General features: G+C 58.8%; 25 protein-coding genes. 11 read left to right on the top strand and 14 right to left on the bottom strand.

Going from position 1 to position 22,732, the window contains the following annotated elements; translation table 11 throughout:
- Positions 1 to 48: 48 nt before the first annotated feature.
- From KI792_08125 to KI792_08085, 9 genes are all read left to right on the top strand, one after another.
- Entirely contained in the window at positions 49 to 498 is a 450-nt protein-coding gene (locus KI792_08125) for a hypothetical protein (GenBank protein MBV6632982.1), read from the top strand.
- Between the two features lie 122 nt (positions 499 to 620).
- A complete protein-coding gene (locus KI792_08120; protein ID MBV6632981.1) occupies positions 621 to 1,538 on the top strand; it encodes a hypothetical protein in 918 nt (305 codons plus the stop codon).
- A gap of 196 nt (positions 1,539 to 1,734) precedes the next feature.
- Positions 1,735 to 2,124 (top strand): hypothetical protein, encoded by a 390-nt coding sequence (locus KI792_08115; GenBank protein ID MBV6632980.1) that lies wholly within the window; start codon positions 1,735 to 1,737, stop codon positions 2,122 to 2,124.
- A 137-nt stretch (positions 2,125 to 2,261) separates the two neighbouring features.
- Positions 2,262 to 2,762, top strand: a complete 501-nt coding sequence (locus tag KI792_08110; GenBank protein ID MBV6632979.1) for a hypothetical protein — start codon at positions 2,262 to 2,264, stop codon at positions 2,760 to 2,762.
- A gap of 160 nt (positions 2,763 to 2,922) precedes the next feature.
- Positions 2,923 to 3,423, top strand: a complete 501-nt coding sequence (locus KI792_08105) for a hypothetical protein (protein ID MBV6632978.1) — start codon at positions 2,923 to 2,925, stop codon at positions 3,421 to 3,423.
- Positions 3,424 to 3,533: 110 nt separating this feature from the next.
- Positions 3,534 to 4,031 carry a hypothetical protein gene (locus tag KI792_08100; GenBank protein ID MBV6632977.1) on the top strand — a complete coding sequence of 166 codons (498 nt, stop codon included), beginning with the start codon at positions 3,534 to 3,536 and terminating at the stop codon, positions 4,029 to 4,031.
- Positions 4,032 to 4,184: 153 nt separating this feature from the next.
- Complete coding sequence (locus KI792_08095) at positions 4,185 to 4,640, top strand: hypothetical protein (protein ID MBV6632976.1); 456 nt, start codon at positions 4,185 to 4,187, stop codon at positions 4,638 to 4,640.
- A 77-nt stretch (positions 4,641 to 4,717) separates the two neighbouring features.
- Positions 4,718 to 5,209 carry a hypothetical protein gene (locus tag KI792_08090; protein ID MBV6632975.1) on the top strand — a complete coding sequence of 164 codons (492 nt, stop codon included), beginning with the start codon at positions 4,718 to 4,720 and terminating at the stop codon, positions 5,207 to 5,209.
- A gap of 47 nt (positions 5,210 to 5,256) precedes the next feature.
- Positions 5,257 to 5,535, top strand: a complete 279-nt coding sequence (locus KI792_08085; GenBank protein ID MBV6632974.1) for a hypothetical protein — start codon at positions 5,257 to 5,259, stop codon at positions 5,533 to 5,535.
- 12 nt (positions 5,536 to 5,547) lie between these two features.
- Here the strand turns inward: KI792_08085 and KI792_08080 are convergent, their stop codons facing one another.
- The 3 genes from KI792_08080 to KI792_08070 are packed head-to-tail and all read right to left on the bottom strand — an operon-like array spanning position 5,548 to position 7,922.
- Positions 5,548 to 5,799, bottom strand: a complete 252-nt coding sequence (locus tag KI792_08080) for a hypothetical protein (GenBank protein MBV6632973.1) — start codon at positions 5,797 to 5,799, stop codon at positions 5,548 to 5,550.
- Complete coding sequence (locus KI792_08075; protein MBV6632972.1) at positions 5,799 to 7,166, bottom strand: glutamate--cysteine ligase; 1,368 nt, start codon at positions 7,164 to 7,166, stop codon at positions 5,799 to 5,801. The genes KI792_08080 and KI792_08075 overlap by 1 nt, the downstream gene beginning before the upstream one ends.
- A gap of 21 nt (positions 7,167 to 7,187) precedes the next feature.
- Complete coding sequence (locus tag KI792_08070; GenBank protein ID MBV6632971.1) at positions 7,188 to 7,922, bottom strand: 16S rRNA (uracil(1498)-N(3))-methyltransferase; 735 nt, start codon at positions 7,920 to 7,922, stop codon at positions 7,188 to 7,190.
- A 92-nt stretch (positions 7,923 to 8,014) separates the two neighbouring features.
- Here KI792_08070 and ubiA point away from each other — a divergent pair, with 92 nt between their 5' ends.
- On the top strand, positions 8,015 to 8,968 hold the full coding sequence (gene ubiA / locus KI792_08065; protein MBV6632970.1) for a 4-hydroxybenzoate octaprenyltransferase: 954 nt from the start codon (positions 8,015 to 8,017) through the stop codon (positions 8,966 to 8,968).
- On the opposite strand, the gene KI792_08060 is transcribed toward ubiA, so the two are convergent.
- A complete protein-coding gene (locus KI792_08060) occupies positions 8,965 to 9,408 on the bottom strand; it encodes a VOC family protein (protein MBV6632969.1) in 444 nt (147 codons plus the stop codon). The two genes, ubiA and KI792_08060, sit on opposite strands and share 4 nt — an antisense overlap.
- A 28-nt stretch (positions 9,409 to 9,436) precedes the next feature.
- Complete coding sequence (locus tag KI792_08055) at positions 9,437 to 10,276, bottom strand: hypothetical protein (protein MBV6632968.1); 840 nt, start codon at positions 10,274 to 10,276, stop codon at positions 9,437 to 9,439.
- 181 nt (positions 10,277 to 10,457) lie between these two features.
- Between KI792_08055 and KI792_08050 the strand changes: the two genes are divergently transcribed.
- Complete coding sequence (locus KI792_08050) at positions 10,458 to 11,804, top strand: TldD/PmbA family protein (protein MBV6632967.1); 1,347 nt, start codon at positions 10,458 to 10,460, stop codon at positions 11,802 to 11,804.
- Here the strand turns inward: KI792_08050 and KI792_08045 are convergent, their stop codons facing one another.
- The 9 genes from KI792_08045 to rplQ form a co-directional block, all read right to left on the bottom strand.
- A complete protein-coding gene (locus KI792_08045; protein ID MBV6632966.1) occupies positions 11,805 to 12,503 on the bottom strand; it encodes an ATPase in 699 nt (232 codons plus the stop codon).
- Positions 12,504 to 12,528: 25 nt separating this feature from the next.
- Entirely contained in the window at positions 12,529 to 14,607 is a 2,079-nt protein-coding gene (locus KI792_08040; protein ID MBV6632965.1) for an AsmA family protein, read from the bottom strand.
- A 7-nt stretch (positions 14,608 to 14,614) separates the two neighbouring features.
- A complete protein-coding gene (locus KI792_08035; GenBank protein ID MBV6632964.1) occupies positions 14,615 to 15,328 on the bottom strand; it encodes an HAD-IA family hydrolase in 714 nt (237 codons plus the stop codon).
- 214 nt (positions 15,329 to 15,542) lie between these two features.
- Positions 15,543 to 17,462, bottom strand: coding sequence for a hypothetical protein (locus KI792_08030; protein ID MBV6632963.1), 1,920 nt, complete (start codon positions 17,460 to 17,462; stop codon positions 15,543 to 15,545).
- A 234-nt stretch (positions 17,463 to 17,696) separates the two neighbouring features.
- On the bottom strand, positions 17,697 to 18,725 hold the full coding sequence (locus KI792_08025) for an RluA family pseudouridine synthase (protein MBV6632962.1): 1,029 nt from the start codon (positions 18,723 to 18,725) through the stop codon (positions 17,697 to 17,699).
- Complete coding sequence (gene crcB, locus KI792_08020; GenBank protein ID MBV6632961.1) at positions 18,722 to 19,114, bottom strand: fluoride efflux transporter CrcB; 393 nt, start codon at positions 19,112 to 19,114, stop codon at positions 18,722 to 18,724. The genes KI792_08025 and crcB overlap by 4 nt, the downstream gene beginning before the upstream one ends.
- Before the next feature lie 15 nt (positions 19,115 to 19,129).
- A complete protein-coding gene (locus KI792_08015) occupies positions 19,130 to 20,464 on the bottom strand; it encodes a replication-associated recombination protein A (GenBank protein MBV6632960.1) in 1,335 nt (444 codons plus the stop codon).
- Positions 20,461 to 21,906, bottom strand: a complete 1,446-nt coding sequence (locus tag KI792_08010) for a Do family serine endopeptidase (GenBank protein MBV6632959.1) — start codon at positions 21,904 to 21,906, stop codon at positions 20,461 to 20,463. The genes KI792_08015 and KI792_08010 overlap by 4 nt, the downstream gene beginning before the upstream one ends.
- 403 nt (positions 21,907 to 22,309) lie before the next feature.
- Entirely contained in the window at positions 22,310 to 22,729 is a 420-nt protein-coding gene (gene rplQ, locus KI792_08005) for a 50S ribosomal protein L17 (protein ID MBV6632958.1), read from the bottom strand.
- Positions 22,730 to 22,732: the final 3 nt, after the last annotated feature.

Raw genomic sequence — 22,732 nt, 5'->3', positions numbered from 1 at the left:
AAAGAAAATTAGCGTCCGGCAATCATAATAATGCGCACGGAGGCAACCATGCTCTCGCCATATCTCCAACGTTCCGCTGATAATCAACTTCCAGCTGTTGACGCTGTCACTCTTGAGACCATTGGTCTCGTCAAAGGAACCGCAAAGCTTGGTGGCGGGGACATCGATGCGGTGGCACCAGCGGCGAAAGCGCTGTCGGAGACCTTGGGTAAGGTTGTTCATGCGAACCGCCACAGCATGGACAGCGAGTTGAGCCGCTTCCTTAGCGATGCCAGTGAACAGCTTGGCCAGATTGGTGAATTGACCACCGCCGCCGGTCGTGACCGCGCGTTTGAAGCAGCGCAAGAACGCCTCGACCTGCAAGCAACCCGCATCTTCAGCCACCGCTACGCGATTGAGCTTCGCCGTGAACATGATCGGGATGATCGCGCAGCTCTCGGGAAGGTCGCGGAAACCGACCCTGCAATGAAGATCGCGCTCAAGATGGGCCAGATCTGATAACCATCTCTGCAATTGCGCCTGATTAGCGGTTTCCGCTTTCAACAGCACTGCGTAGGTTCGGCCCAAATTTCGGGGTCGCGCATATACGCGCCCATACGCCAACCATTGGAGATTGCGAGATGCTTGGGAAGTTCCTGCGCCAGCCCGGCGCCAACGAAGTGACGTTGGAAACCGCTGGCCTCATCCTGGGCACTAGCAAACTAAAATCCGCGGAGAATGGCGGCCTCCTGTCAGAGAGTGCTGGCAAACAAGCCCGGAAGATCGAGCAAGTGCTTAGCGGCAATGGCGGCCTGCTTGATAATCATGTGCGCGCCTTCCTAACCAATGCCCACCGCGCCTTCAGCCAGCTTGAGACGATGCCCGGTGCCATCGTCCATTCCGGGAGCTTCGGCCATGCGGCGATGACGGGCTATGCCGGCACCTACAAAACGCCGAACCCCGAATGGGCTGCCAAACTTGATGAACTCAAAGGCGCCCTTCAAGAAGAGGCTGGCCTGGTTCAAAAGCGGGTGACTGAGCAGTCGACGGCTACTGACTGGAACATTGATACTCCAGCACCAACTGGCATGGCCCGGCTATTCAGCGCCTTCCTACGGCGCCCCGATGGCAACACCCTGGCCCTAGAAACAGCGGGCTACATCCTGGGTGAAAAGAAGCTGGTTAAGAATTTTGATGGCTCCGATGGCGATCTCGCTGCATCCCGGATGGCAGAGAAGATTGGCAAGGTCTTGAAAGATAGTGGCGATACCATGGACCCAAGTGCGCGACACTTCCTCGGCCTGGCCCGCAACAGCTTCCTCTATCTCGCCGAGAGCAAAAGCTCACAACCAACCGGTGAGAGTGCTGGCTATGGTGAGGGCCTTGTTGCCGTCCACAAGCCAGACCCCGCCTGGACCCGTAAACTAGAGCATGTTCAGCAGAGCCTAGCGACCCATGCTGAGGCACTGGTTGCGAGAGTGAAGGCCGAGCCCGCCGATGTGGTTGGCCAACTTCGCGCCGATGCGGATAAGCCGGTTGTCGGCGGCATGCGGCTTTAAGCCAGCGACCTAACTTCCCCACCGATTTGATGCTTTCGGGCCTGCTGCTTAGTTTGCGGGTATCCGGCGTGCGGGATCGCACCCGCACCAACCCGCCAACATCACGGAAGTCAGAGCCCTGTTCAGCAAGTTCACCAAGCCCAAACCCGATGCCCTCGCCTTTGAAATTGTCGGTCTTGTTACCGGTCTAAAGGATGTGAAGCGCGGCGCCACCAACATGCTGGCGCACCAATCGGCAGAACGGCTGGCGAAGAAGATTGATCGCGCACTGACCCATCCGAAGGTTGAGATCGACGGCCCGACCGCTGAGTATCTCAAAGCCGCTAAAGGACCGCTGGAAGCTTTGGGCAAGATGCCAAGCAGTAAGCCCACCGGCCATAAGGAAATCACCCGCTTCGGCCCGATTGATGAGTATGGCCCCGATCCGAAGTGGAACCGGGCCTATGAGCGGTTTAAGCGTGATATGGCTGGGCCGACCGCCACCTTTGTCGCGATCAAAATGGACCTTGAGGCCCCGGCAAATAAGCCGCAGGCACCTAGACTGGGCACTGAAGACCGCCGCCCAAGACATCGCGCTGGCGGCTGACCACTGTCACCGGAAAGCTATAGCCATCGAATTGGCATGGCTGGCCCGCTGATATTGCACCGCACTTTTTCCAAGCACAGGCGTAAGCAGAACCTGGTTGTTTCAATGCCCAGTAATTGGGCGGTTGGAGGCGAGCCATGTTTGGTGCCCAACAATTACTCGCACCCCGTGCTGAGACTGTCGCCCTAGAGGTGATCGGCTTTCTGACCGGTGCCGATAAACTGCCTAAGGCAGGTAAACTCCTAGTCCATGGCCAAGATGCCGCGACCGCAATGGTTAAGCGCATCGATAGCGCCTTAAAGCATGAGAAGGGCGGCATCAGCGGTGATGCCAAAGCCTTGCTAACCCGTGCGCGTCACGGCCTGGACATCCTATCCCGTAAGCGCAGCGGCCGTATCATTGGCGAGGATAGCTGGATCATGTGTCCGGAGGGTGAACCCTCAATGCCCTGCCCTGACTGGACCGGCAGTTTCAATGCGCTGAAGCGTGAGTTGGAGCCAACGGCCCAGGCCGTATTTCAGGCCCACTACGCAAGCAGTGTGCAAGACCGCCACCAACACACACCAGTCAAAGATCGGCGCGAACATGCACGCCATGATCAGGGCTTAAAGATTGCCATGCATATGAAGGCAATCTAGGGCAGCCCCCACCACCCACACTGTTCACCAAACAAGAATAATACCCACAAATCATGCCTTCATAATTCAATAAATTTTGCGCTTTCGGCAGCCGCAACTAGTGTGCGCGCTACACAAAACGCAGAGAAATTTGAAGCCCTTGGTTAAGGGATGGGAGGTCATGATGTTAGGTAGGTGGCTCAGAGGTCCGGACGCAGAGACCATAACGCTTGAGACGATTGGCATGATCAAAGGTGCCAAGGAACTCGACCCAAGTAAGGACAACATGACCGGCAATGTCTCTGCCGAAGTCTTTGCCAAGAAGATCGACAAAGTCCTGCGCCGCGAAGGCCGGGTTCTCGATAAGCAAGTCCGTGACCTGCTCATCCAAACAAGAGATGGCTTACGCGAGCTGACCAAAACTGAGGCAAGCTTCGACACTGGCAAGTTTGTGCCGGTTTACCCCGGGGTCATCATGCCCATTCATAAGCCCAACCCGGAATGGAAGGCCCAGCTGCAAGACCTGAAAAGCAGCCTGAATGAGCAAGCCGACAGCATCTTTAACCAGACCTTTGCCAGCGATGTTGTCGCTGAACACGGCGGTAAACCAACCGCTGAGGTTGAGCGGGCCGCCAAGCGAGACCTTAGCGTCGGCATCGCCATGAAGATGGGCCAACTATAAGCCCCCGCAAAACCAAATTTCTTTGCGCTTTCGATACCCAACTTTAGCGTTTTGAGTACGGTACACGCAGAAAACCACAGCGTGCCGGTTTCGAAGCGAAGGAGTTGGCGATGATAGGCAAGTGGCTCAGAGGTCCAGACGCGGAAACCGTAACACTAGAGACTATCGGCCTAATTAAGGGTGCCAAGGACCTGGATGGAGGCCCCGACAATGCCAGCGGCAATACCGCGGCCGAGAAATACGCCAAACGCATCGACACAGTCCTGGCTCGCGACCGCCGTGTTCTAAGTCGAGATGTCCGTGACATGCTAACAAAAACACGCGACGGCCTACAGGCACTGACCGGCACCAAAGCCAGCTTTGATACTGGCCGCCGCATGGCTGTACAGGCTCCCATCAGTGTTCCAATTCATGAGCCAAATCCAGCCTGGAAGGCAAAGCTACATGCATTGAAAAGCGGCTTGGATGAGCAAGCCACTCGCATCTTTGATCGCGAGTTCGCTTATGATGTCCTGTCGGAACACAACAATAAGCCCACCGCTGAAGTAGAGCGTGCCGCCCGTCGGGACCTGAGCGTTGGCATCGCCATGAAGATGGGCAAACTATAGGTTGCGATAAACATAACGCGACGCAAAAACCCCGCCGCTCGCTGAAGGTGGATTCACACTTTCTACCTACCCGACTAATGTCCCGATACCGATTTGCTGCACCGCGAAATGAGGCAGCAACAGATAACATCGCTTAGGGAGAGCGTCCGTCCCATGTGGTTTCAGCGGCTATGGAAAAAGCCCACGGCTGAGAGCGTCACCTTAGAGACAATCGGCCTAATCAACGGTGCGACCAAGCTCGGCAAAGCAAATCAAAGCATTGCCACCTCAGCAGAAGCCGTGCGCCAGGCGCACAAGATCGACCGAATCCTGAAAGACAATCGCAAGGCGATGGAGCCGGAGATCACCCAGTTCCTAAGCCAATCACGCCGCCACCTTATTGGCCTAACAGAGATTGAGTGCATGACCAGCATTCAAATCGTTACCCCAGCCGATTGCATGGCCCCAGCTAGTGACCGCAACCCAGCATGGGACCGGCGATACGATGCATTCCAGGCGCAAATGGGCCCCGCAGCTGAGAAGATGGCCGCCTGGTTTGCTGGCCCAACCGGGGATGCCGCCCCCAACGCCCCGCTGAGTGATCGCGCGAGTGCTGGCGGCGGGCGTTAACGGGCTGCGCACTTTCCTAAAAAGCGGGCAAGGTCTGGCGCAATAATCTGCATCCCCTAAGCAGCAAAGCGCGACATATGTTTTCCAAGTTCCAAAGAGACGGTTCAGCCGAGACCCTAACGCTTGAGGTCATTGGCATCGCCACCGGCATCGACAAGCTTCAAGGCGAGGAAAAGCCGAACCTTCGTGGCAATGCCCATGCCAAGGAACTGGTTCAAGCCATCGACACCGTCCTGGCCCGCGATGGCCGTGCCATGGACCGGGATTACGCCGAACTACTGCGTAAGGCTAAGCCGTATTTCCACACGTTGAGCCAGATGCCGAGCGCGATCAAAACAGATGTCATTGACCTCAAAACCCGCCGTGCCCGGCTCGAGGATAATGAGAGCTTTGCCACTGAGCTAAGCGATATGCGGTCCGCCCTGGATGCTGATGCCCGCGCCTTGTTTGAGAAGAACTACGTGCCAGATGTCCAGGCCGCCGTTGGTGAGAAGGCCCGGGTCACCATGCATGGCAATGATCGCGATGGTGAAACAATTCGCCTAGCCATCGGCATGGGGCGTGTGTAGCGTCGAGTGATTAGCGTTCCCGCGTAAGACGAGCATCGACCAAACCCATGAAGACCTATCAATTCGCCCATTGGCTTAAAGGCCTGATGATGGGGGCCGGTAGCGAGCTAAACCGTGCCCAGGTTGATGAGATCGCCAAGACCCTGGCCCATGTGGATCCCGATCCCGATGAGCCGGAAGAAGCCAAGGCTAAGGCATGGCTTGAGAAGCGAATTAAAGCGATTGTCGATGCGCCGAATGAGGAGCGTGAGGCGCTGTTGTGCAAACGCCTACACCGTGATCTGGCGAATGACTTCGCCAAGCATGAAGCCGCCAACGACGACTAAATGCAAAGTGGCTTAGCGCCCCTGCAATTGCCGATGTCGTAACACCAGCGCTGTCACCAGGCCGATAACAGCAGAGGCAGGCAGCGACCAGCTAAGCGCCCATAACAGCACATTGATCGCACCAACGCGCGGCCCCTCGGTTGAAACGCCAGCCACCAGCATAAAGGTGATAAAGCACAGGGCCGTCATGGCGATGGCGCCGGTCTTTTGCTTAATCGGGGCCCAATCAACCTTATTTGTGGGCTGCTCTTCAGGCTCGGGCATCAGTACGCATACTCACGGTAAATCGGCGTGATGTCGCCGTCCCACTCCTCATGGAAGCGGTTCAGCTTCTCCTGGGCTGGGCTAATGCCGCTATCGGCAATCTGAAGCAGCGGATCGAGGAACCCACTCTCATCCCCGCCGATCCAATCCAGCTGGCTGCGACGGCGGAGGCCTTCCTGGGCCAATGGCAGGACATGGCGCGCCACATCTTGGAGCGTGCCATCACGGAACGGTGTTTTTAGCCCCAGCTTTGGCACGTCAGTACGCAGGCGTGAGCGCTCTTCCTGGGTCCAATCGGCGACATACCGATCAACCTCTTCCAACACATCATCATTGTAGAGAAGACCAACCCAGAGGGCTGGCAGGGCGCAAAGGTTACCCCATGGGCCACCATCAGCACCGCGCATCTCAATGAACCGCTTTAGGCGGACATCGGGGAAGATGGTGGTTAGGTGATCGCGCCAATCTGACATGGTCGGCACTTCGCCCGGCAAGATTTCAAGCTGGCCCTTCAGGAAGTCGCGGAAGGATAGGCCCGAGGCATCCAGATACTTGCCATCGCGATAGACGAAGTACATCGGCACATCGAGGGCATAATCGACATAGCGTTCAAAGCCGAAGCCCTCGTCAAAGACGAAGGGCAGATCACCACTGCGATCATTATCGACATCTGACCAGATGTGGCCGCGATAGCTCAGATAACCGTTGGGTTTGCCCTTAGTGAAGGGGGAGTTGGCGAACAGCGCCGTGGCGAGTGGCTGCAGGGCCAGTGAGACGCGCATTTTACGCGCCATATCCGCCTCAGACTGGAAGTCTAGATTGACCTGAACCGTACAGGTCCGGGACATCATATCGAGGCCTAAACTGCCGCGCTTGGGCATGTACTCACGCATGATCTTATAGCGCCCCTTGGGCATCCACTGGATCTCATCCCGGCGCCAGTTGGGCGCGAAGCCCATGCCCAACATGCCCAGATCAAGCTCGCCACCCACCTTCTCAGCGAGCGCCAGGTGGTCACGAACCTCAGTACAGGTCTGATGGATGGTCTCAACCGGCGCACCGGAAAGCTCCAGCTGCCCACCCGGTTCAAGCGAGACAGAGGCACCGTGATCGGTGAGGCCGATAATGTTCTCCCCCTCCATCACCGGCGTCCAGCCACTGGCGTCACCAAGGCCGCGCAGCAGCGCCTCAATGCTCTTCTCCCCCTTATAGGGAACCGGCGTCAGGCGCTGATTACAGAACACGAACTTCTCATGCTCCGTGCCGATGCGGTAATCGCGCGGCGGTTTGCAACCGGCGGATAGCTCCTGCACCAGCTGGGCATGATCGGTGATCGGCAGATGATCGGGTTTGGTAGGACCGGACATAATCGCATCCTCGGGCCCAACTCAGGGGGCCGATGCCTGTAATAGGGTCAGCCCAGCAAGTGCTGCGGTCTCCGCCCTAAGAATACGGGGGCCAAGGCTGATCGCATGAACAAATGGCAATTCCGCTAAAGCGTCAAGTTCCGCAGGCGCAAAGCCCCCTTCAGGCCCAATGAGAAGCGCAAGGCTTGAGAAATCAGCCACTAACCCGGCGGTGATTGGCGGTGCTTCCAGCCGTTCAGCGGCCCAAAGCACATCATTGTGATCGCGCAACCGCTCTAGCGCCTGAAACAGACGCGATAGGGGCTGCAAGCTGGGCAAATCGAGTCGCTCACACTGCTCTGCTGCCTCAATGGTGATCTTGCGCCAGCGATCTAGGTTTACGTCACGAACCGAGGTGCGCTCAGTGAGGACCGGATGGATGGCTGAAACCCCCATCTCGGTTGCCTTCTCAACCAGCCAGTCGGCCCGCGCCTTCTTAATCGGTGGGATGATTAGGATAGGTCCAGCAGGCCCCGTTGGCTGGGCTCGACGCTGCTCGGTGGCCCGTAAGCTGGCTGAGCGCTTGCCGATATCATCAATAACCGCCAGCCACTCGCCGTCACGGCCATTGAACAGGCAAAGATTGGCACCAGCCTGCAGACGCAAAACCCGGCCGAGGAAATGAGCCTGATCGGCGGCTAGCTCTATCGTGGCACCGGCGGCCAGCTCTGGCTCGACGAACAGCCTTGTGGCGGGTTTGATTGATGGGTCAGACATTGCACCAGGCGGGCGGGTTTGCGACAAACACAGACGCAAAATAGAGCGGGTTCACCGCTGCGGATCAACCACCATGACCCTTTAGGCCCGTTATCGTGCAAACCGACGCCAACATAACCGACGGCCATACCGACATCTCCCGCCGCAGCTGGATCGAGCGGGTAAGCCCGGCAAGCTTTGGCCCCTATATCCGGTTGGCAAGGTTGGATCGGCCCATTGGCACCTGGCTCTTACTGCTGCCCTGCTGGTGGTCACTGGTGCTGGCCGCGCCGCAGATCAGTGTGACCCCGCTTTGGTATGCGCTGCTCTTTGCCATCGGTGCGGTTGTGATGCGCGGGGCCGGATGCACCATCAACGATATCCTGGATCGCGACCTTGATGCCCAGGTTGAACGGACAAGCATTCGCCCACTGCCAGCTGGTGAGGTCACGCTGAACCAGGCAATTGCCTTCACGATCGTCCAATGCCTGATTGGCCTCGCCGTGCTGGTTCAATTCAATGTCGAGACCATCACCATCGGCATTCTGTCACTCGCCCTGGTGGTCACCTATCCGCTGATGAAGCGGGTCACCTGGTGGCCGCAGCTGTTCCTTGGCCTCACCTTCAATTGGGGAATTTTCGTGGGTTGGATGGCGATTGAAGGCACCCTCGCCTGGCAACTCTTCACCATCTATCTGGGGGCTGTGTTTTGGACCTTGGGCTATGACACCATCTACGCCCATCAAGACATCGCAGATGATGAGAAGGTGGGCGTTAAATCCTCTGCCCGACGATTGGGCGATGCCAGCAAGCCGGTCATTGCCAGTTTCTACGCCGGTGCGTGGATGAGTTGGCTGATGGGTCTGATCTTCCTAAGCGGCGTGCCGTTGATTGCCATGGTGGCCATGGTGCCCATTGGTCTGCATTTCGCCTGGCAGATCAATCATTGGGATGACACCGACCCCGCCAGCGCCCTGGCCATCTTTAAGTCGAATAGGGAGGCTGGTTTTCTCGTGCTGATTGGCTTCGCCTTTGCGATGGCTGTGGCACCGCAGGTTGGGTACTAGGCCTCAGGCTCTGCCTCTGCACCATCCTCCGTCTCGTCATCCAGCTCTTCGGCCTGCTCTGGATTGATGACGGCGATTACAGCACCGGCGGGATCGGCAATGATCGCGATCCGGCCAAGCTCTGGCACATAGGTGGGTGGCAGTTTGATGGATCCACCGGCGTCTAGCACTGCCTTTGAGGTGTCATCCACATCTTCAACAGCGATATAGGACGTCCAGAACGAAATCGGCTGCTCACCATCGGCATCATCCATATGGAGCATGCCGCCGATCCCCTCTCCGTCGAGCATCCAAACCGAGTAGGTGCCAAAGTCACCGAGGTCGACATCTTCAGTCGTCCAGCCAAACACCTCACCATAGAAGGCGCGGCAAAGATCCGGGCGGCTGGTGGCGAGCTCGTTCCAAACAAACTTATTCGGTTTGGTGTCTTGCGAGGACATTCCCCAAAGATACAGGCGGCAAAACTGTTCAAGCCATGGAAACCAGGCGCACCCTGGGAAATTGCCCGCCAGCTGTGCCCGCGCAGCCGCCTAAGACACCGGCCACATCATCATGGTGCGCGGCGCCATCGGTAAGCTTAGGCGACCAGGCTGGGACGGCCCTCTGGCCCATCAAGGCGGCGCGAGACCGGCGCAGCGGTGCATTGTGAATATTCCCGCCCACAAACTGCTGGAGGCTTATGGAAGGCGCATAACGGCGCCTTAGCCGCTCTTGCATCATCCGTTGGGTAAGGCGTCCAGCATGGGCGTCTAGGGCGCCGCTAACCGGCAACTCCTTCATTGCAACTGATTGCCGACCGGTGAGCGGGTAGGTACCAGCCCGGTGGACGTAAACATCCACCTCACTCACGGCTACTGGCAGGTCGGTGCAATCCACCGGCAATGTGTAGCGGTCATAGGCATGGCCTAGCGCCTCCGTCTCATCCATGCGCACCCGCTCAGAGGGGTTTAGCCATACCAGCATCAGATCACAGCTGGTGCCGGATGCGCGAACCGGGGTTGCCGGGATCGCCCCGTAATGGCCAATGGCGGCAGCGAAATGTACGTCGAGGCCAATCGCCCGCACCGGCCAGGCTGGGATCGCCAGTGGCTCCGGCCAGCCAATATACTTACGGGCCAATTGGTTGGTTGAGCGGTTAGAACCGATGGCCAGGCTTGCATGCCGCCCCTCTAGCGCCCTGCGCCAGCTAATATCTTCGGGCCAGGGCTCTGTGCGCGGAGCTAAAAACCCGCCGCCTGTCACCACGAATGGCTGGTAGTTGCAGGCATAGGGATAGCCAAGCGCCCGGCGCTCGGCGAGCGGGCTCAACGGGTAAGTTCTCGAACTTCCTGCTGAAAACTGATCGTGGCGGCCGGATTTGGCCATAGCATTGCCCGGATGGCGCTTGAGAAACTCTGCCTGGCTGTTACATACCAATAAGTAGCCCGCCTCAAGGGTCGCGTTGCGCCATTGTCTGCACGCGGCCAACCCAACAGGACTGACCAGCCCCATGTCTTACGATCGCGACCGCGATTCCAGTTTCCTGGAAGATTTGATCAACCGCGCCAAACGTGCCGGTGCCGACGCCGCTGATGCCGTGATGTTTGATTCAACGTCCCTGTCAGTCGGCCAAAGACTGGGCAAACCTGAAACAATTGAGCGCGCCGAATCTAGCGAGATTGGCCTGCGGGTCTTTATCGGTAAGCAGATGGCCATCGTCTCAACCGGCGAGCGCCAAGGCGACGCCGCCAACCGTCTGGTCGATCAGGCTGTTGCCATGGCGAAGGCGGTACCAGAAGACCCCTATGCCGGCATCGCAGAGCCGAACCAACTGGCCAAAGAGCTCCCGAATATTGAGAGCGTGGACACCGAAGAGCCGAGCACAGAAAGCTTAATTGAGGCCGCGAATGAGGCGGAGGATGCCGCCCGCGCCGTGGAGGGCATCACCAATTCTGAAGGCGCCGATGCTGGCTATTCCCGTAGCCGGGTATCACTTGCCGCCAGCAATGGGTTCCGGGGCAGCTATGCCGTCACCCGCCACTCACTCGCCGTATCGGTGTTGGCTGGCGAAGGCACGAAGATGGAGCGGGATTACGACTACTCCTCCAAAGTGTTCCGCAGCGATATGCCGCCCCCGGCCAGTATCGGCAAATCGGCCGGTGAACGGACGATCAAACGGCTGAACCCCCGCAAGATCCCGACTGGCACCTATCCCGTCATCTTCGACCCGCGTGTCTCACGGACGATGTTGAGCCACCTGATCGGTGCGATTAACGGGCCAGCGATTGCCCGGGGCGCCAGCTTCCTCAAAGATAAGAAGGGGGAGCGTATCTTTGGTGAGCGGATCCTGATCGTTGATGATCCGTTTGTGAAACGTGGCCTCCGCTCCCGCCCGTTTGACGCGGAAGGCATTGCGCCGATGCGGCGGAACATTGTTGAGGCAGGGGTGCTCACCACCTGGTTCTTGGATTTGCGATCTGCGCGGCAGCTAGAGCTCGAAACCACCGGCCATGCCAGCCGTGGCGCCTCATCACCGCCCTCACCTAGCCCATCAAATCTTATGCTGGCCGCTGGCCCGATTAGCCCTGAAGACATGATCAAGGAAACCGGTACCGGCCTCTATGTCACCGAACTGATGGGCATGGGCGTCAACAACATCACCGGCGATTACTCTCGCGGTGCGGCTGGGTTCTGGATTGAGAATGGTGTCCTCACCTACCCGGTGAGTGAGATCACCATCGCCGGCAATCTGCTCGATATGTTTAAGAGCATGACGCCAGCCGATGATCTGGAGCGGAAATACGGCGTCGATGCACCGACCGTGCGCATCGAAGGCCTGACCATTGCCGGTAGCTAACTAGATTTCGTCGAGCAGATCAGTAAACCGGCGCGTCATTTCAAGGTCGGCGCGTAGATTGGCTCGGCGGGTCTCCGCCTCCTCATCACTGCCCCAACGCTCAGCTTGGTATAGCTCATCAACCAAGGAGGCTTGATGGGCAGCATCGGCATCGATCTCACGCGTTACCATGGCAAGGCCCAGCAGGATTGAGCCGGTTAGGCCGACGGCCTGCGAGACCGCCGTCAAATGCCAATCATCGAAGCCTTCAAGATGCTTGCCATAGCCACTGACCACATCCGGGTCTTGGGTAACCGGCATAATGCCCGCGGTGGGTTTTAGCGGTAGCTTTAAGCCCTCGGCAGCCCAGTCCAATACTGGTTTCCAGCACTCATTCTGCCGGGCAATCAGCGCCTGATCGCGATCATCGAAGTGGCACAGCAGTTCGGTTTCGGCGTAGCCACGGATTTGGGCGATAATCCCATCACGGTTTGGCGCCACATGGTCGATGACGGCAAAGCCAAGGCCGGTCATGGGCATCGAAGCCATATCAACCTCGTCACCCTGACCATCCCATTCGGCAACCATGGCATCGGCCAAGCTCTTGCTCGGCACAGTTAGGGGTTGCTTAGTCGGCGTCATGACCGTCCGGCCATCTAGCTGGACGAGCAAACCACCAGCATCCTCGCCGAGGCCAGCTTGCTTATAGAACCGCTTCATCAATCAATGCCTGGCTTTGCGTAGATCAGCGGGTCAGACGGTCAAACAAGCCGCGAACCGCGTCACCCGTGCCTTCAGGCAGCTGTTGGAGGGTGTCCTCAACAGCATTGCCGCTGCCTTCACCACCCTGGCCTTGCAGCAAGTTCTGCAGGGCACCACCAACCGGGCTCTGTGGATTGTTGGTTGCTTGGCGCGAAGCCAAGCGGCATGCCTCTGCACCGCCATCTGGGTTTGTATTCACGGGCACTGGGAAGCTGCCCAAATTGACGCCAACCAAATCACCCAAGCCACGGGCGAGACCCTGGGCATCGATATTGATGCTGGCATTGCTAAGTGGGCCGGACACCTTCAACGGTGCGGAGAGGCCAGCGGTGGCCCGCGTGTTTGGGCGTACCCGCATCACCATGTCCAGCTGATCCTCCGCGAGGGAATAGCGACCAGCGGCAGCCAGGGTCAGCGCGGCAGTATCGACCATGGTCTCGGTGATTTCAGCCAGGCCATTCTCAATCCCGATTGAGGTGATGGCGCAATGCATGAGCGTACTCTCAAAATCCAACGGCAGCGGTGACGCCTCACGGATTTTATCGATCCATTTTGAGTCCAGATACTCAGTCAGGATGCGGCCATTGCCACCATCCATGGTGATCTGACCATTCAGGCCGGACAGGATGGCCGGAACCGTTGCACCACGGCCCGCCAGATTAACTGCGAAGTCAGTGCTGCCCTCAACCGCCTGGGTCACACCCAACGCTGCCAGGGTCGCCCCGTAATCAATCCCAGCCCCATTGGCCTGCAGGCCGAAAGCGCCAGTGGTTTCCGCTGCCAGGGAGGCAAGGATACGGCCGCCGCCGACATTCACCTCAATTGGCGCAGCATCAAGGCGACCACCGTTTAGCTTGATGCGCCCCTTACCGCTGCCGATCGGGCCATTTGCGGCCTGGATCGCTTTCAGGTCGACGGACAGATCAACATCAACGGTCTGCAAGGCGGACCATGGAATGGGGGCTGGTGCCTCTGATGGTGCACGACCACCGCTGGCACGGCCCTCTTCGGTCACACTTGGATCGCGGGGTGCCATGGCAAAGTCGTCGGGGGTTAGCGTCTCGCTAACCAGGGCGCCCGTGGCGGTTGGTCGACCATCCTCAATGGCGAGGTTAAGCGAACCGGCCATGCGGCTCGCGCCAAACTCGACCAAGATGTCTGACAGCTGGTACTGCATCGCGCCAACGCGGGCACGGGTCAACACCCGGTAGGGTTCGCCCAATGGCAATGATGGGTTGCCGACGATGATCCGGGATAGATCAGCAAACCGGGGCCCCTGCATCGCAACGCTGAAGTCACCCGCAAAGCCCTGGCTTAGATCCACCTCGCCCTGCACCTGGAGATCAGAGCCTACAACAGCGGCGGTGAAATCCATGGTGAATGGGGTTTTCGATTGGATCTCGGCCAGCGTGCCTGCACGCAGACCAATGTTGAATTCTTCCCCGGCGAACACACCTTCCGCATCCAGGCCAAGTCGCTCACCACGTGGGGCACGGACAGTCACCCGGTTCAGCACAAGTTCGTGGGTCAATGGCGTGTCGTTTGGACGAGCCTTACGATGGCTTAAACGGATCTGGTTTAGAGAGATTTGCGATACCGCAAGATCAAGACCAGGACCGGCAGCACCGTTACCGGTATCTGCACTCTGCTGTTGGGCCGAACCTGCTTGGTCAAACATTGGCAGGCGCCAGTTCTGTTCACCATTGGCGGTCTCTTCGAGAGCTAAATCGATATCGTCCAGGAACACCCGCTCAATCTCAATCTGGCGTTGCAACAGCGGCATGATCGCGATTGATAGATCGATGGAGCCTGCGCGCAGCAGATGCTTAGCCTCGGTCCAGCTAGGGTTGGCGATGGTCACATCACGGATGGTGATCGCCAGGCTAGGCCAGAAGGTAATCGACATTGGCCCGGCCAACTCAACCTTGCGACCGATGGCATTGGTGGCCTGGGTTTCAATCTCCGGGCGGTAGCGCTCAACATCAAAAGTTGCGACGAAGGCGGCAACACCACCGACGATCAACACGACTACAACCAGTAAACCGATAAAAAGCTTCTTCATTTTTGTTCTAAGCCTTCTCGTGAAGCGCATCGCTTAACAAATCACGGATAGCGGGCAGCAACTCCTCTGCCCGCCGCACCAAGACATTGGCACCGTATTCCAATAAATCCTCACTAGGGTGATAGCCCCAGCTGACACCGATGGACCGCACATTGCCGCTGCGTGCCATCTCGATATCGAACACCGTATCGCCGATCATTACGCAATCGGCCGCCTCAACACCGGTCTCTTCCAGTGCCCGGTACAGCATGGCTGGGTTTGGTTTGCCCGGACCGATATCGGCGGTTTGAAGTGTGGAGAACAGTGGCAGCATGTGGTGCCGCTCAAGTGTCGCAACCAACCCGCGATGGGACTTGCCCGTTGCCACGCCGAGAATGGCACCCGCCTCATGTAGGGTTTTGATCACCCCCTCAATACCCGGGAAGAGCGGCTCATGCAGGCTCTCATCCTCACGCTGAGCGGAGAACGCTTCCTTGTAGTGTTCGGCTAGCTTGCTCGCCAAATTTGGCGGTGGTGCCTCTAGTTGATCATCACTCAACAGCCGTTGAATTGCCTCAACCAGGGGAAGACCAACCACGCGGCGGATCGCTTCCGCATCAGGCGGGCTCATCATCTCTGCCTTAAACGCAGAATTCATCGCGGCAATGATCGAGAACTGGCTATCGACCAAGGTACCGTCGCAATCAAATAGGATCAGAATGGGGCGGGATGCGTGAAGCACGAGGCGGGGGCTGCCTTCTGGCTTGAGGGGCGAATTCGGTTGGCGTCTGAATAGCCTATTGGCCGTCCCAAAAAAAGCCCCAGACTAAAGCCTCAAAAGGCGAAAGGAGTGCCTGGGGGGCACTCCTTTCTTCATCGTCTCGGAACTTGCGGGGGGTGGAGAGGGGGATGAGGGGGTCGCACGCTCCAAGCCGAGATTTCGTTCTAAGCCTCGATCAGATACCGGTTCGGTCGATGTAGTACGCACCGTGGATCCGGTAGGCCGCCTTGTTACGCTTCTCAACCAGGCCGCTAGCCATAATCCCGGTATAGGGACGGACGAACGGATCAACGTTTGAGAGGCTCGGATAGCCGAGGTTCGGATTGTTGGTCGGCAGCAAGTCACGGCCGCGGGTCTCAACAATACCCCGATCTAGCACCAGCATCATGTGACCGCTGTTACGGAACACTGGCGTGTAGTCAGGTGGGTTCAGCTTTCCGGCACGGGCAAGTGGGTTGAGGTCAAACAGATCGACCTTCATCCGAACAAAGGCGGTCGCATATTCTGGCTCCGGTGCGATCTGGGCACCGCGCTGCTTCAGCGCCTTGGTCAGCATATCCCGGAAGATGTTGTCCTGAACCTGGTTACGGAACGCAGTACCTGGCTCGATATAGTAGAAGTCGCGACCAGGTGGGTTCGCTAGGAACATCTGATCGGCCACATCATCGGCAATCATCTGCCAGTATGGCGCAGCGCGGGCGCTGGTCATGCCGGTGGTGGTGTTAGACGCTGGTGGGCGCATGGTGCCGTTACCAACCGTCTTCTCAACCGTGTAGCCGCGCAGGGACATAGCCGACAGGCGATCCAGCGCCTTCCGGTTCACATTGCGCGGGTCCATCGTCTCTGGCGTCAGGATCGTGTGCCGGAAATCACGTGGGTGACCGGTGGTCGGATCAATGAAGCTTGAGCCAAGCGCACCTGGGCCGGTTTGCGGCGCCGTCAACAAGCCCTGCATCGTGCCGAAGGCTGGTTGCGCTGGATAACGGAAGGTGGCGCCAGCATCGAGCGGGTCGTGGGCACCAACGGTTGGCTGTGGGCTCGGCACACCGGCAATGGTGCCAACAACTGGCACACCATGCTGCATGATGTGTGGGTGAGCGCCATGTGAGTGCAGACCATGGGGATGTCCCGCATGGTAATGCTGCTGCGGCGCCATACGCGGATCAATTGGATCAACCGGGCGCACACCATCAAGCAGGATCGGCTCAGGGCGCAGTGGATCACGCGCTGGGTCTAAGAAGCCAAATGCTGGCACTGGATGCTGATGGGTTGGACGCGCCGGGGCGTAGTGCCCTGCAAAGCCCGAGGGACGCATGGGCATACCGGTACCGAGACCAGGCGCACCATGCACCAGCGGCTGACCCGTCACCGTGATGGTCGGCGGGAAATGCTGAACGGGCGTATAAGGTGGCGCGCCATAAACTGCTGGCGGGCCAAGCTGAACGCTGCCGGTACGCCGCGGGATCTGGTGAAGCGGGTTGCCGGGATCATTTGGCGGCAACAGGGTGTTCGGCTGCAGCGCATTGACCTGATCGCTCACACGCTCGTTAGCGATGCGGGCCTGCTGCAACTGTTGGGCACCCAGCACACCAAAGGCTGGCGCGCGCTGCTCTTCCATTAACGGGTAGAGACCACCATAGGCCGTACGCTCATGATCCACCGTGATCTGCTGGAACGGGCCAGGCTGGAACACAGGTGGCGGCGGCGCACTCGGAAGCTGCGGCGCCACGCCGAGCGATCCCGAAGGCGTCAAAACCGGCTGCGTTGTCGCCCCAAGACGATACTGCCGATTGATATTGCGATGGTGGAACGCACCGGTATTCATCGGCTCGCCACCAATCTGGGTTGGTAGCGGCGCTAATGGCAACCGGGGATTCGGGGGCTGACCGGCAAATACCGGCGGACCACCCTGGGTGAATGTTGGCTGACCCAGATGAGGAGCCACCTCAACTGCTGTGATTGGCGGGGCAATCTGCCTGATTTCCCAGTATCTAGGCGTTGGTTGGTCGAACTGCGCGCATCCGACGATGACACTCAATCCTGCCGCGACCGTTACCAACGCCTTGACACGCGCCGATGGAGCCTTCTGCCACATTGGTCATATCCCTCTCATTCGATGATCGAAGGGTATGGTCGCCCCCAACCCGGAACAAGGGCAGACAGGCGGATTAAGAGCGAAGCGACGAAAAACTGGGGCCGAGAGAATCGAGTGTGTGATTTCCGACTCAGTTTTCAGCCCGAACCGGCAAAAATCGCCGAGGCGGACAGGCAACACCAAGTCATCCACAGGAAATTTAGGGGCGAATCGGGCCGTGATTCGGGTTTGCGGCTAGAGACCTTCCGCCTCTAACAACCGGTCATAGCCGGAGGCGCCATCGACCAAGGCAAAGCCCAGGGTCTTAAGGCTGGCAACGAAGTGCGGTGGTGGTGGTGCCTCAACATCAATCATGCCGCGCGTTGGGTGAGGCAGGATCAGGCGCTGGGCATGCAGATGCAGCTTATTGGCGATATCGTTTAGTCGGCTCTCAGGTCCACCATACTTACGGTCACCAAGAATTGGCCGGTCGATCAGCGCCAGGTGAACCCGCAGCTGGTGGGTTCGCCCAGTGATCGGGCGGAGTGCCAACCAAGCTGACTGTTTGCCAGCGTGATCAATGGTGGCGTAGCGCGTGACTGCCCGTTTGCCATCCTCATCATCGGCGCCCATCTTCTCGCGCCCTGGCGCACCGGATTTGGCGAGGGCGGCATCGATATCCCCTTCCAATGGGGTTGGCACACCGGCCGTGAGCGCCCAATAGAGCTTAAAGCTATCCCTGGCACGGAAGGCACTCGCCAACTTGCGGGTGGCGGCTGCGGTCTTGCCCAGCACCATGACACCGCTTGTATCCTTGTCCAGGCGGTGAACTAGGCGTGGCACCTCGCCGTTCTTTTCCTTTGCGCGCAGCATGGCATCCAGATGCTTGGTCTGGTTACTGCCCCCCTGCACGGCCAATCCTTCCGGCTTATTCACGACCAGAACGGCGTCATCCTCAAACAGCGTCATGCGCTCCAAAGCCTGGCGATCCGACGCGGTTGGCGCGGGTGCCTTATAGCGCTTTGGCTTCGGAGAGCTGGCACCAGCGGGCATTGGCGGAATACGCAGCTTCTGCCCCTTCTCAATCCGGGTTGAGGCCTTGGCCCGGCTGCCGCCCACCCGGATCTGACCTTTACGCAGCAGCTTCTCAAGCTGGCCATGGCTTAGCTGTGGGAAATGCGCCTTGAACCAGCGGTCGAGGCGCATGCCATCCTCATCCGCCGTAACATGCCGATGCTGGACGCCAGTGCCGCCATCTTCTTGTTTGTTCTGTTCATCACTCATGACGCCACCAGCTGCCTAATCAGATGCAGCCCTAGAAAAAGACCTGCGACAGACCCAATCACCGAGCCCGCCACATAGATTGCCGCCAACCCTGTTTGCCCCCGCTCAACCAATAGAATGGTATCAAGGGAGAAGGCAGAGAAGGTGGTAAAGGCACCCAAAAAACCAACGGCGAGGAAGGCACGCAGGGTTTGACCGCCGCCATAATGGGCCAGCAGGGCAATCAGAACACCCATGGCAAAAGAGCCAACGATGTTCACAGTCAGCGTGGCCACGGGAAACCCATGCCCAAGCCACCGCCCCATCGCAACCCCAACGCCATAGCGGCTCACAGCGCCCAAGGCACCGCCACCGGCCACCGCCAAGATGGTGGGGATTGAGACCGCCATATCGAACTGCCTTACCTATTCCTCAGAACCGGTGCCATCGGTAGCGCTAGAGCGTTCGCCGCGCAACCGGTTCCAATAGGCCAACCGCTTGTTGATCTCTCGCTCAAATCCACGTTCCACCGGCTCGTAGAACTGCTGCCGCGGCATCTCATCGGGGAAATAGTCCTGCCCTGAGAAGCCAGAGGCCGCGTTGTGGTCATACTCATACCCGGCGCCATAGCCGATTTCCTTCATCAGCTTGGTTGGGGCATTCAGAATATGGGCTGGTGGGGTTAGTGAGCCGGTTTCCTTGGCCGAACGGACCGCCGACTTGTAGGCCTTGTAAGCTGCATTACTCTTCGGTGCGGTGGCGAGATAGATAACCGCCTGGGCTAATGCCAATTCACCCTCTGGTGAGCCGAGGCGTTCATAAACCTGCCAGGCCTCGAGTGTCACACCAACGGCTTGCGGATCGGCGAGGCCAATATCCTCAACCGCCATACGGACTAGGCGCCGGGCGATGTAATGCGGGTCTTCACCGCCGGCCAACATCCGCGCCATCCAATAAAGGGAAGCATCCGCATCTGATCCCCGAACGGATTTATGCAAGGCGCTGATTAGATTGTAGTGGCTGTCCTGCCCCTTATCGTAGACCGGCGCCCGCTTCTGCAGCCGGGCCATCAGCGCCTGACTATCCAGCGGTTCTTCAATCCCGGCGATCTGCTCGACTAGATTGATTAGGTAGCGCCCATCACCATCGGCCATGGCCAAAAGTGTCTCCCGGGCCTCTGCTTCCAATGGCAGTGATTTGCCTAGCTCAGCCTCGGCACGGTCGAGCAGCTGGTTCAGTGCGCTGCTCTCCAACCGCTTCAGCACCAGCACATGACAGCGGGACAGCAAGGCCGCGTTCAGCTCGAAGGACGGGTTCTCGGTCGTAGCACCGACCAGGGTCACCACCCCCTCCTCAACATAGGGGAGGAAGGCATCCTGCTGGGCCCGGTTGAAGCGGTGGATCTCATCAACGAAGAGCAAAGTTCCCTGCCCGGCCGCCCGACGCTCGGCGGCACGGTCAAAGACCTTACGAAGGTCAGCAACACCAGAGAAGACAGCCGATAACGGCTCAAAGGCGAGGTCGGTATGCCCTGCCACCAACCGTGCGGTCGATGTCTTACCGCAACCAGGCGGCCCCCAAAGGATTAGAGACGGCAACTGGCCATCGGCAAACAGCCTGGTCAAGGTGCCATCCGCGCCAACCAAATGGTCCTGGCCAACAATATCGGTCAGGTCACCGGGACGGAGGCGATCGGCCAGCGGTCGCGGCGCATCGGCGGCGAACAGCCCCGGCGCTTGCTGTGCTTTTGACCCGCTCAAATTCTCAAGACCGCATTGATGACGCGCTCACCCCGTCGCAGAGAGACATCCCAGGTGCGTGACGGCTGACGAAGAATGGCCGCAAGGGCGTCCACCTCTTCGATCTTAGTGCCGTTGATCGACAGCACCACATCACCAACCCGGAAGCCGAACCGGCGCGCTGCGCTGCGTGGGGCGATATCAAAAATGATCACCCCTTCCGGGTCGCCATTGAAACCCAGCTGCTCAGCCAAGCCTGGTGACAGGTTGGATACGGAAACACCGGATAGCGGGTGACGCCCGCCGAGGAGCGTCGTGTCCGGTTCAGGATCAAATGGCGGTAGGACCGGAATAATCTCAGCCTCTTCCCGCTCACCATCGCGCCAATAGTCGAGGGATGTCTGTTCATCGGCTGGCAGGGTGGCCACCCGGAACCGAAGGGCACCGGGGTCATCGACCATGCGGTTGTTAATGCCCAGAATGACATCACCAATCTCAAGCCCCGCCCGATCGGCCGGGCCGTCAGGATGAATACGGGTAAGCAACACGCCGGCGGGGCGGTCAATGCCAATGGCCCGCATGAGGTCTGGGGTCACCGGCTGACCATTGGCGCCAATCCATGGGCGGCGCAGCTCGCCCCCCTCCTCTGCCGCTAGGACGACGGTCCGAACCATATTGGCCGGAATGGCAAAACCAATGCCGAGCGAACCACCATCGCGGGAAAAGATGGCGGTGTTCACCCCCAGCAACCGACCATCGAGCCCAAGCAAGGCACCACCGGAATTACCCGGGTTAATGGCGGCATCGGTCTGAATGAAGAAGGAGTAGTCATTGACCCCAACATCGGTGCGGGCCAGCGCTGAGATAATGCCGCTGGTTACCGTCTGACCAACACCAAAGGGGTTACCGATGGCGAGGACGATATCCCCCACCTCGGCTTCATCACTGTCCGAAAACTCAAGGGCCGGCAGCGGCTCAGACAGTTCATCAATAATCCGCAAGACGGCCAGATCGGTCCGCTCATCCTCCAGGATCGCCTGGGCGGCAAACTCCCGCCGGTCAGACAGGACAACACGAATTTCATCGGCCCCACGCACCACATGCTCATTGGTAACAATCAGCCCCTCAGCCCGGACGATCACGCCTGAGCCTAGGGAGTTCTGGTCCTGCTGGCGTTGTGGGCCAAGCCGGTCACCAAAGAAACGCCGGAAGAACGGGTCGTTGAACAACGGGTTCGCCGGGCGAACAACACGCTTGCTGGTGAAGATGTTGACGACGGCCGGGGTCGCCTCGCGAACCAGCGGGGCGAAGGAGAGCTGAATTTGCTCTCGGGTTTCCGGCACGGCCTCATCATCCGCCATGGTGTTCCGGCTATCATCCTGCGCGAATGCAGGGGCCTGGAGCAGCAGGGTCAGGGCAAACAATAGGGCGGTGAGAAGGCGCATGGCTTGGCTCAAGAGCATTCCAGATCAGTCGGTTTATTGGATGTAGGTCACCGGCGGCGCCCACGCAAAGCAAAAGCGCGGCACCGTCTGGTACCGCGCTTTACGCTTAACATAGAAATCGTCTTAGAACGTGGCAGGCTGATCGCCAATACCGCGGCACAGATCAAAGCAAGAGCTCAGGCCACGATCGCACTGCTGGGCAGCGGCAAAAGAGCTAGAATGCGAGGTGTCTGGCGCCGTGCTCTCCAGGCAGATGGAGTGATCACGCTGACAAGATGCCAGGCACTGATCAATCTGCTCACGTGCGGAGGGCTCAATACCCGATTCCGTCCGCCGCAATTCTTCGCAGCCGGCAATCGCCATCACTACGAGGATTAGCAGCAGCGCGTGCAGTCGAGCTAAAGCGCCAGGGATCAGGATGTTACGCAGCATCTGCGGCATCGGTCTCATCAGCATCAACCTGACCAGAGCCTTTGGCATCTGGGTCGCGGTCGACCAGCTCAATCACGGCCATTGGGGCAGCATCGCCATAGCGGAAGCCAGCCTTCAGAACGCGGGTGTAACCACCTGGGCGTTCTTTGTAACGCTCAGCCAGGGTGTCAAACAGCTTAGCAACCAGCTCGTCATCACGAAGCGTGGCAAAGGCGCGGCGACGGTTAGCGAGGCCACCCTTTTTACCGAGGGTGATCAGCTTGTCGACAACGCGACGCAGGTCTTTTGCCTTTGGCAGGGTGGTCACGATCTGCTCATGCTGGATCAGTGACTTGGACAAGTTCGCAAACAGCGCCTTACGGTGGCTTGCTTCACGATTTAGCTTACGGCCGGAACGACGGTGTCGCATGGC

Source organism: Alphaproteobacteria bacterium SS10 (genome assembly GCA_019192455.1).
Lineage (GTDB): Bacteria > Pseudomonadota > Alphaproteobacteria > TMED2 > TMED2 > TMED2.
The sequence above is the reverse complement of the archived record's forward strand: the minus strand, read 5'-3'. Positions and strand labels throughout refer to the sequence as shown.

Coding starts and splice junctions, on each gene's coding strand:
- KI792_08110 (MBV6632979.1), top strand. CDS start 2,262: ATGTTTGGTGCCCAACAATTACTCGCACCCCGTGCTGAGACTGTCGCC.
- KI792_08060 (MBV6632969.1), bottom strand. CDS start 9,408: ATGTCCTCGCAAGACACCAAACCGAATAAGTTTGTTTGGAACGAGCTC.
- KI792_08085 (MBV6632974.1), top strand. CDS start 5,257: ATGAAGACCTATCAATTCGCCCATTGGCTTAAAGGCCTGATGATGGGG.
- rplQ (MBV6632958.1), bottom strand. CDS start 22,729: ATGCGACACCGTCGTTCCGGCCGTAAGCTAAATCGTGAAGCAAGCCAC.
- KI792_08120 (MBV6632981.1), top strand. CDS start 621: ATGCTTGGGAAGTTCCTGCGCCAGCCCGGCGCCAACGAAGTGACGTTG.
- crcB (MBV6632961.1), bottom strand. CDS start 19,114: ATGGCGGTCTCAATCCCCACCATCTTGGCGGTGGCCGGTGGCGGTGCC.
- KI792_08125 (MBV6632982.1), top strand. CDS start 49: ATGCTCTCGCCATATCTCCAACGTTCCGCTGATAATCAACTTCCAGCT.
- KI792_08025 (MBV6632962.1), bottom strand. CDS start 18,725: ATGAGTGATGAACAGAACAAACAAGAAGATGGCGGCACTGGCGTCCAG.
- KI792_08010 (MBV6632959.1), bottom strand. CDS start 21,906: ATGCTCTTGAGCCAAGCCATGCGCCTTCTCACCGCCCTATTGTTTGCC.
- KI792_08050 (MBV6632967.1), top strand. CDS start 10,458: ATGTCTTACGATCGCGACCGCGATTCCAGTTTCCTGGAAGATTTGATC.
- KI792_08070 (MBV6632971.1), bottom strand. CDS start 7,922: ATGTCTGACCCATCAATCAAACCCGCCACAAGGCTGTTCGTCGAGCCA.
- KI792_08045 (MBV6632966.1), bottom strand. CDS start 12,503: ATGAAGCGGTTCTATAAGCAAGCTGGCCTCGGCGAGGATGCTGGTGGT.
- KI792_08030 (MBV6632963.1), bottom strand. CDS start 17,462: ATGTGGCAGAAGGCTCCATCGGCGCGTGTCAAGGCGTTGGTAACGGTC.
- KI792_08105 (MBV6632978.1), top strand. CDS start 2,923: ATGATGTTAGGTAGGTGGCTCAGAGGTCCGGACGCAGAGACCATAACG.
- KI792_08090 (MBV6632975.1), top strand. CDS start 4,718: ATGTTTTCCAAGTTCCAAAGAGACGGTTCAGCCGAGACCCTAACGCTT.
- KI792_08075 (MBV6632972.1), bottom strand. CDS start 7,166: ATGTCCGGTCCTACCAAACCCGATCATCTGCCGATCACCGATCATGCC.
- KI792_08080 (MBV6632973.1), bottom strand. CDS start 5,799: ATGCCCGAGCCTGAAGAGCAGCCCACAAATAAGGTTGATTGGGCCCCG.
- KI792_08040 (MBV6632965.1), bottom strand. CDS start 14,607: ATGAAGAAGCTTTTTATCGGTTTACTGGTTGTAGTCGTGTTGATCGTC.
- KI792_08100 (MBV6632977.1), top strand. CDS start 3,534: ATGATAGGCAAGTGGCTCAGAGGTCCAGACGCGGAAACCGTAACACTA.
- KI792_08095 (MBV6632976.1), top strand. CDS start 4,185: ATGTGGTTTCAGCGGCTATGGAAAAAGCCCACGGCTGAGAGCGTCACC.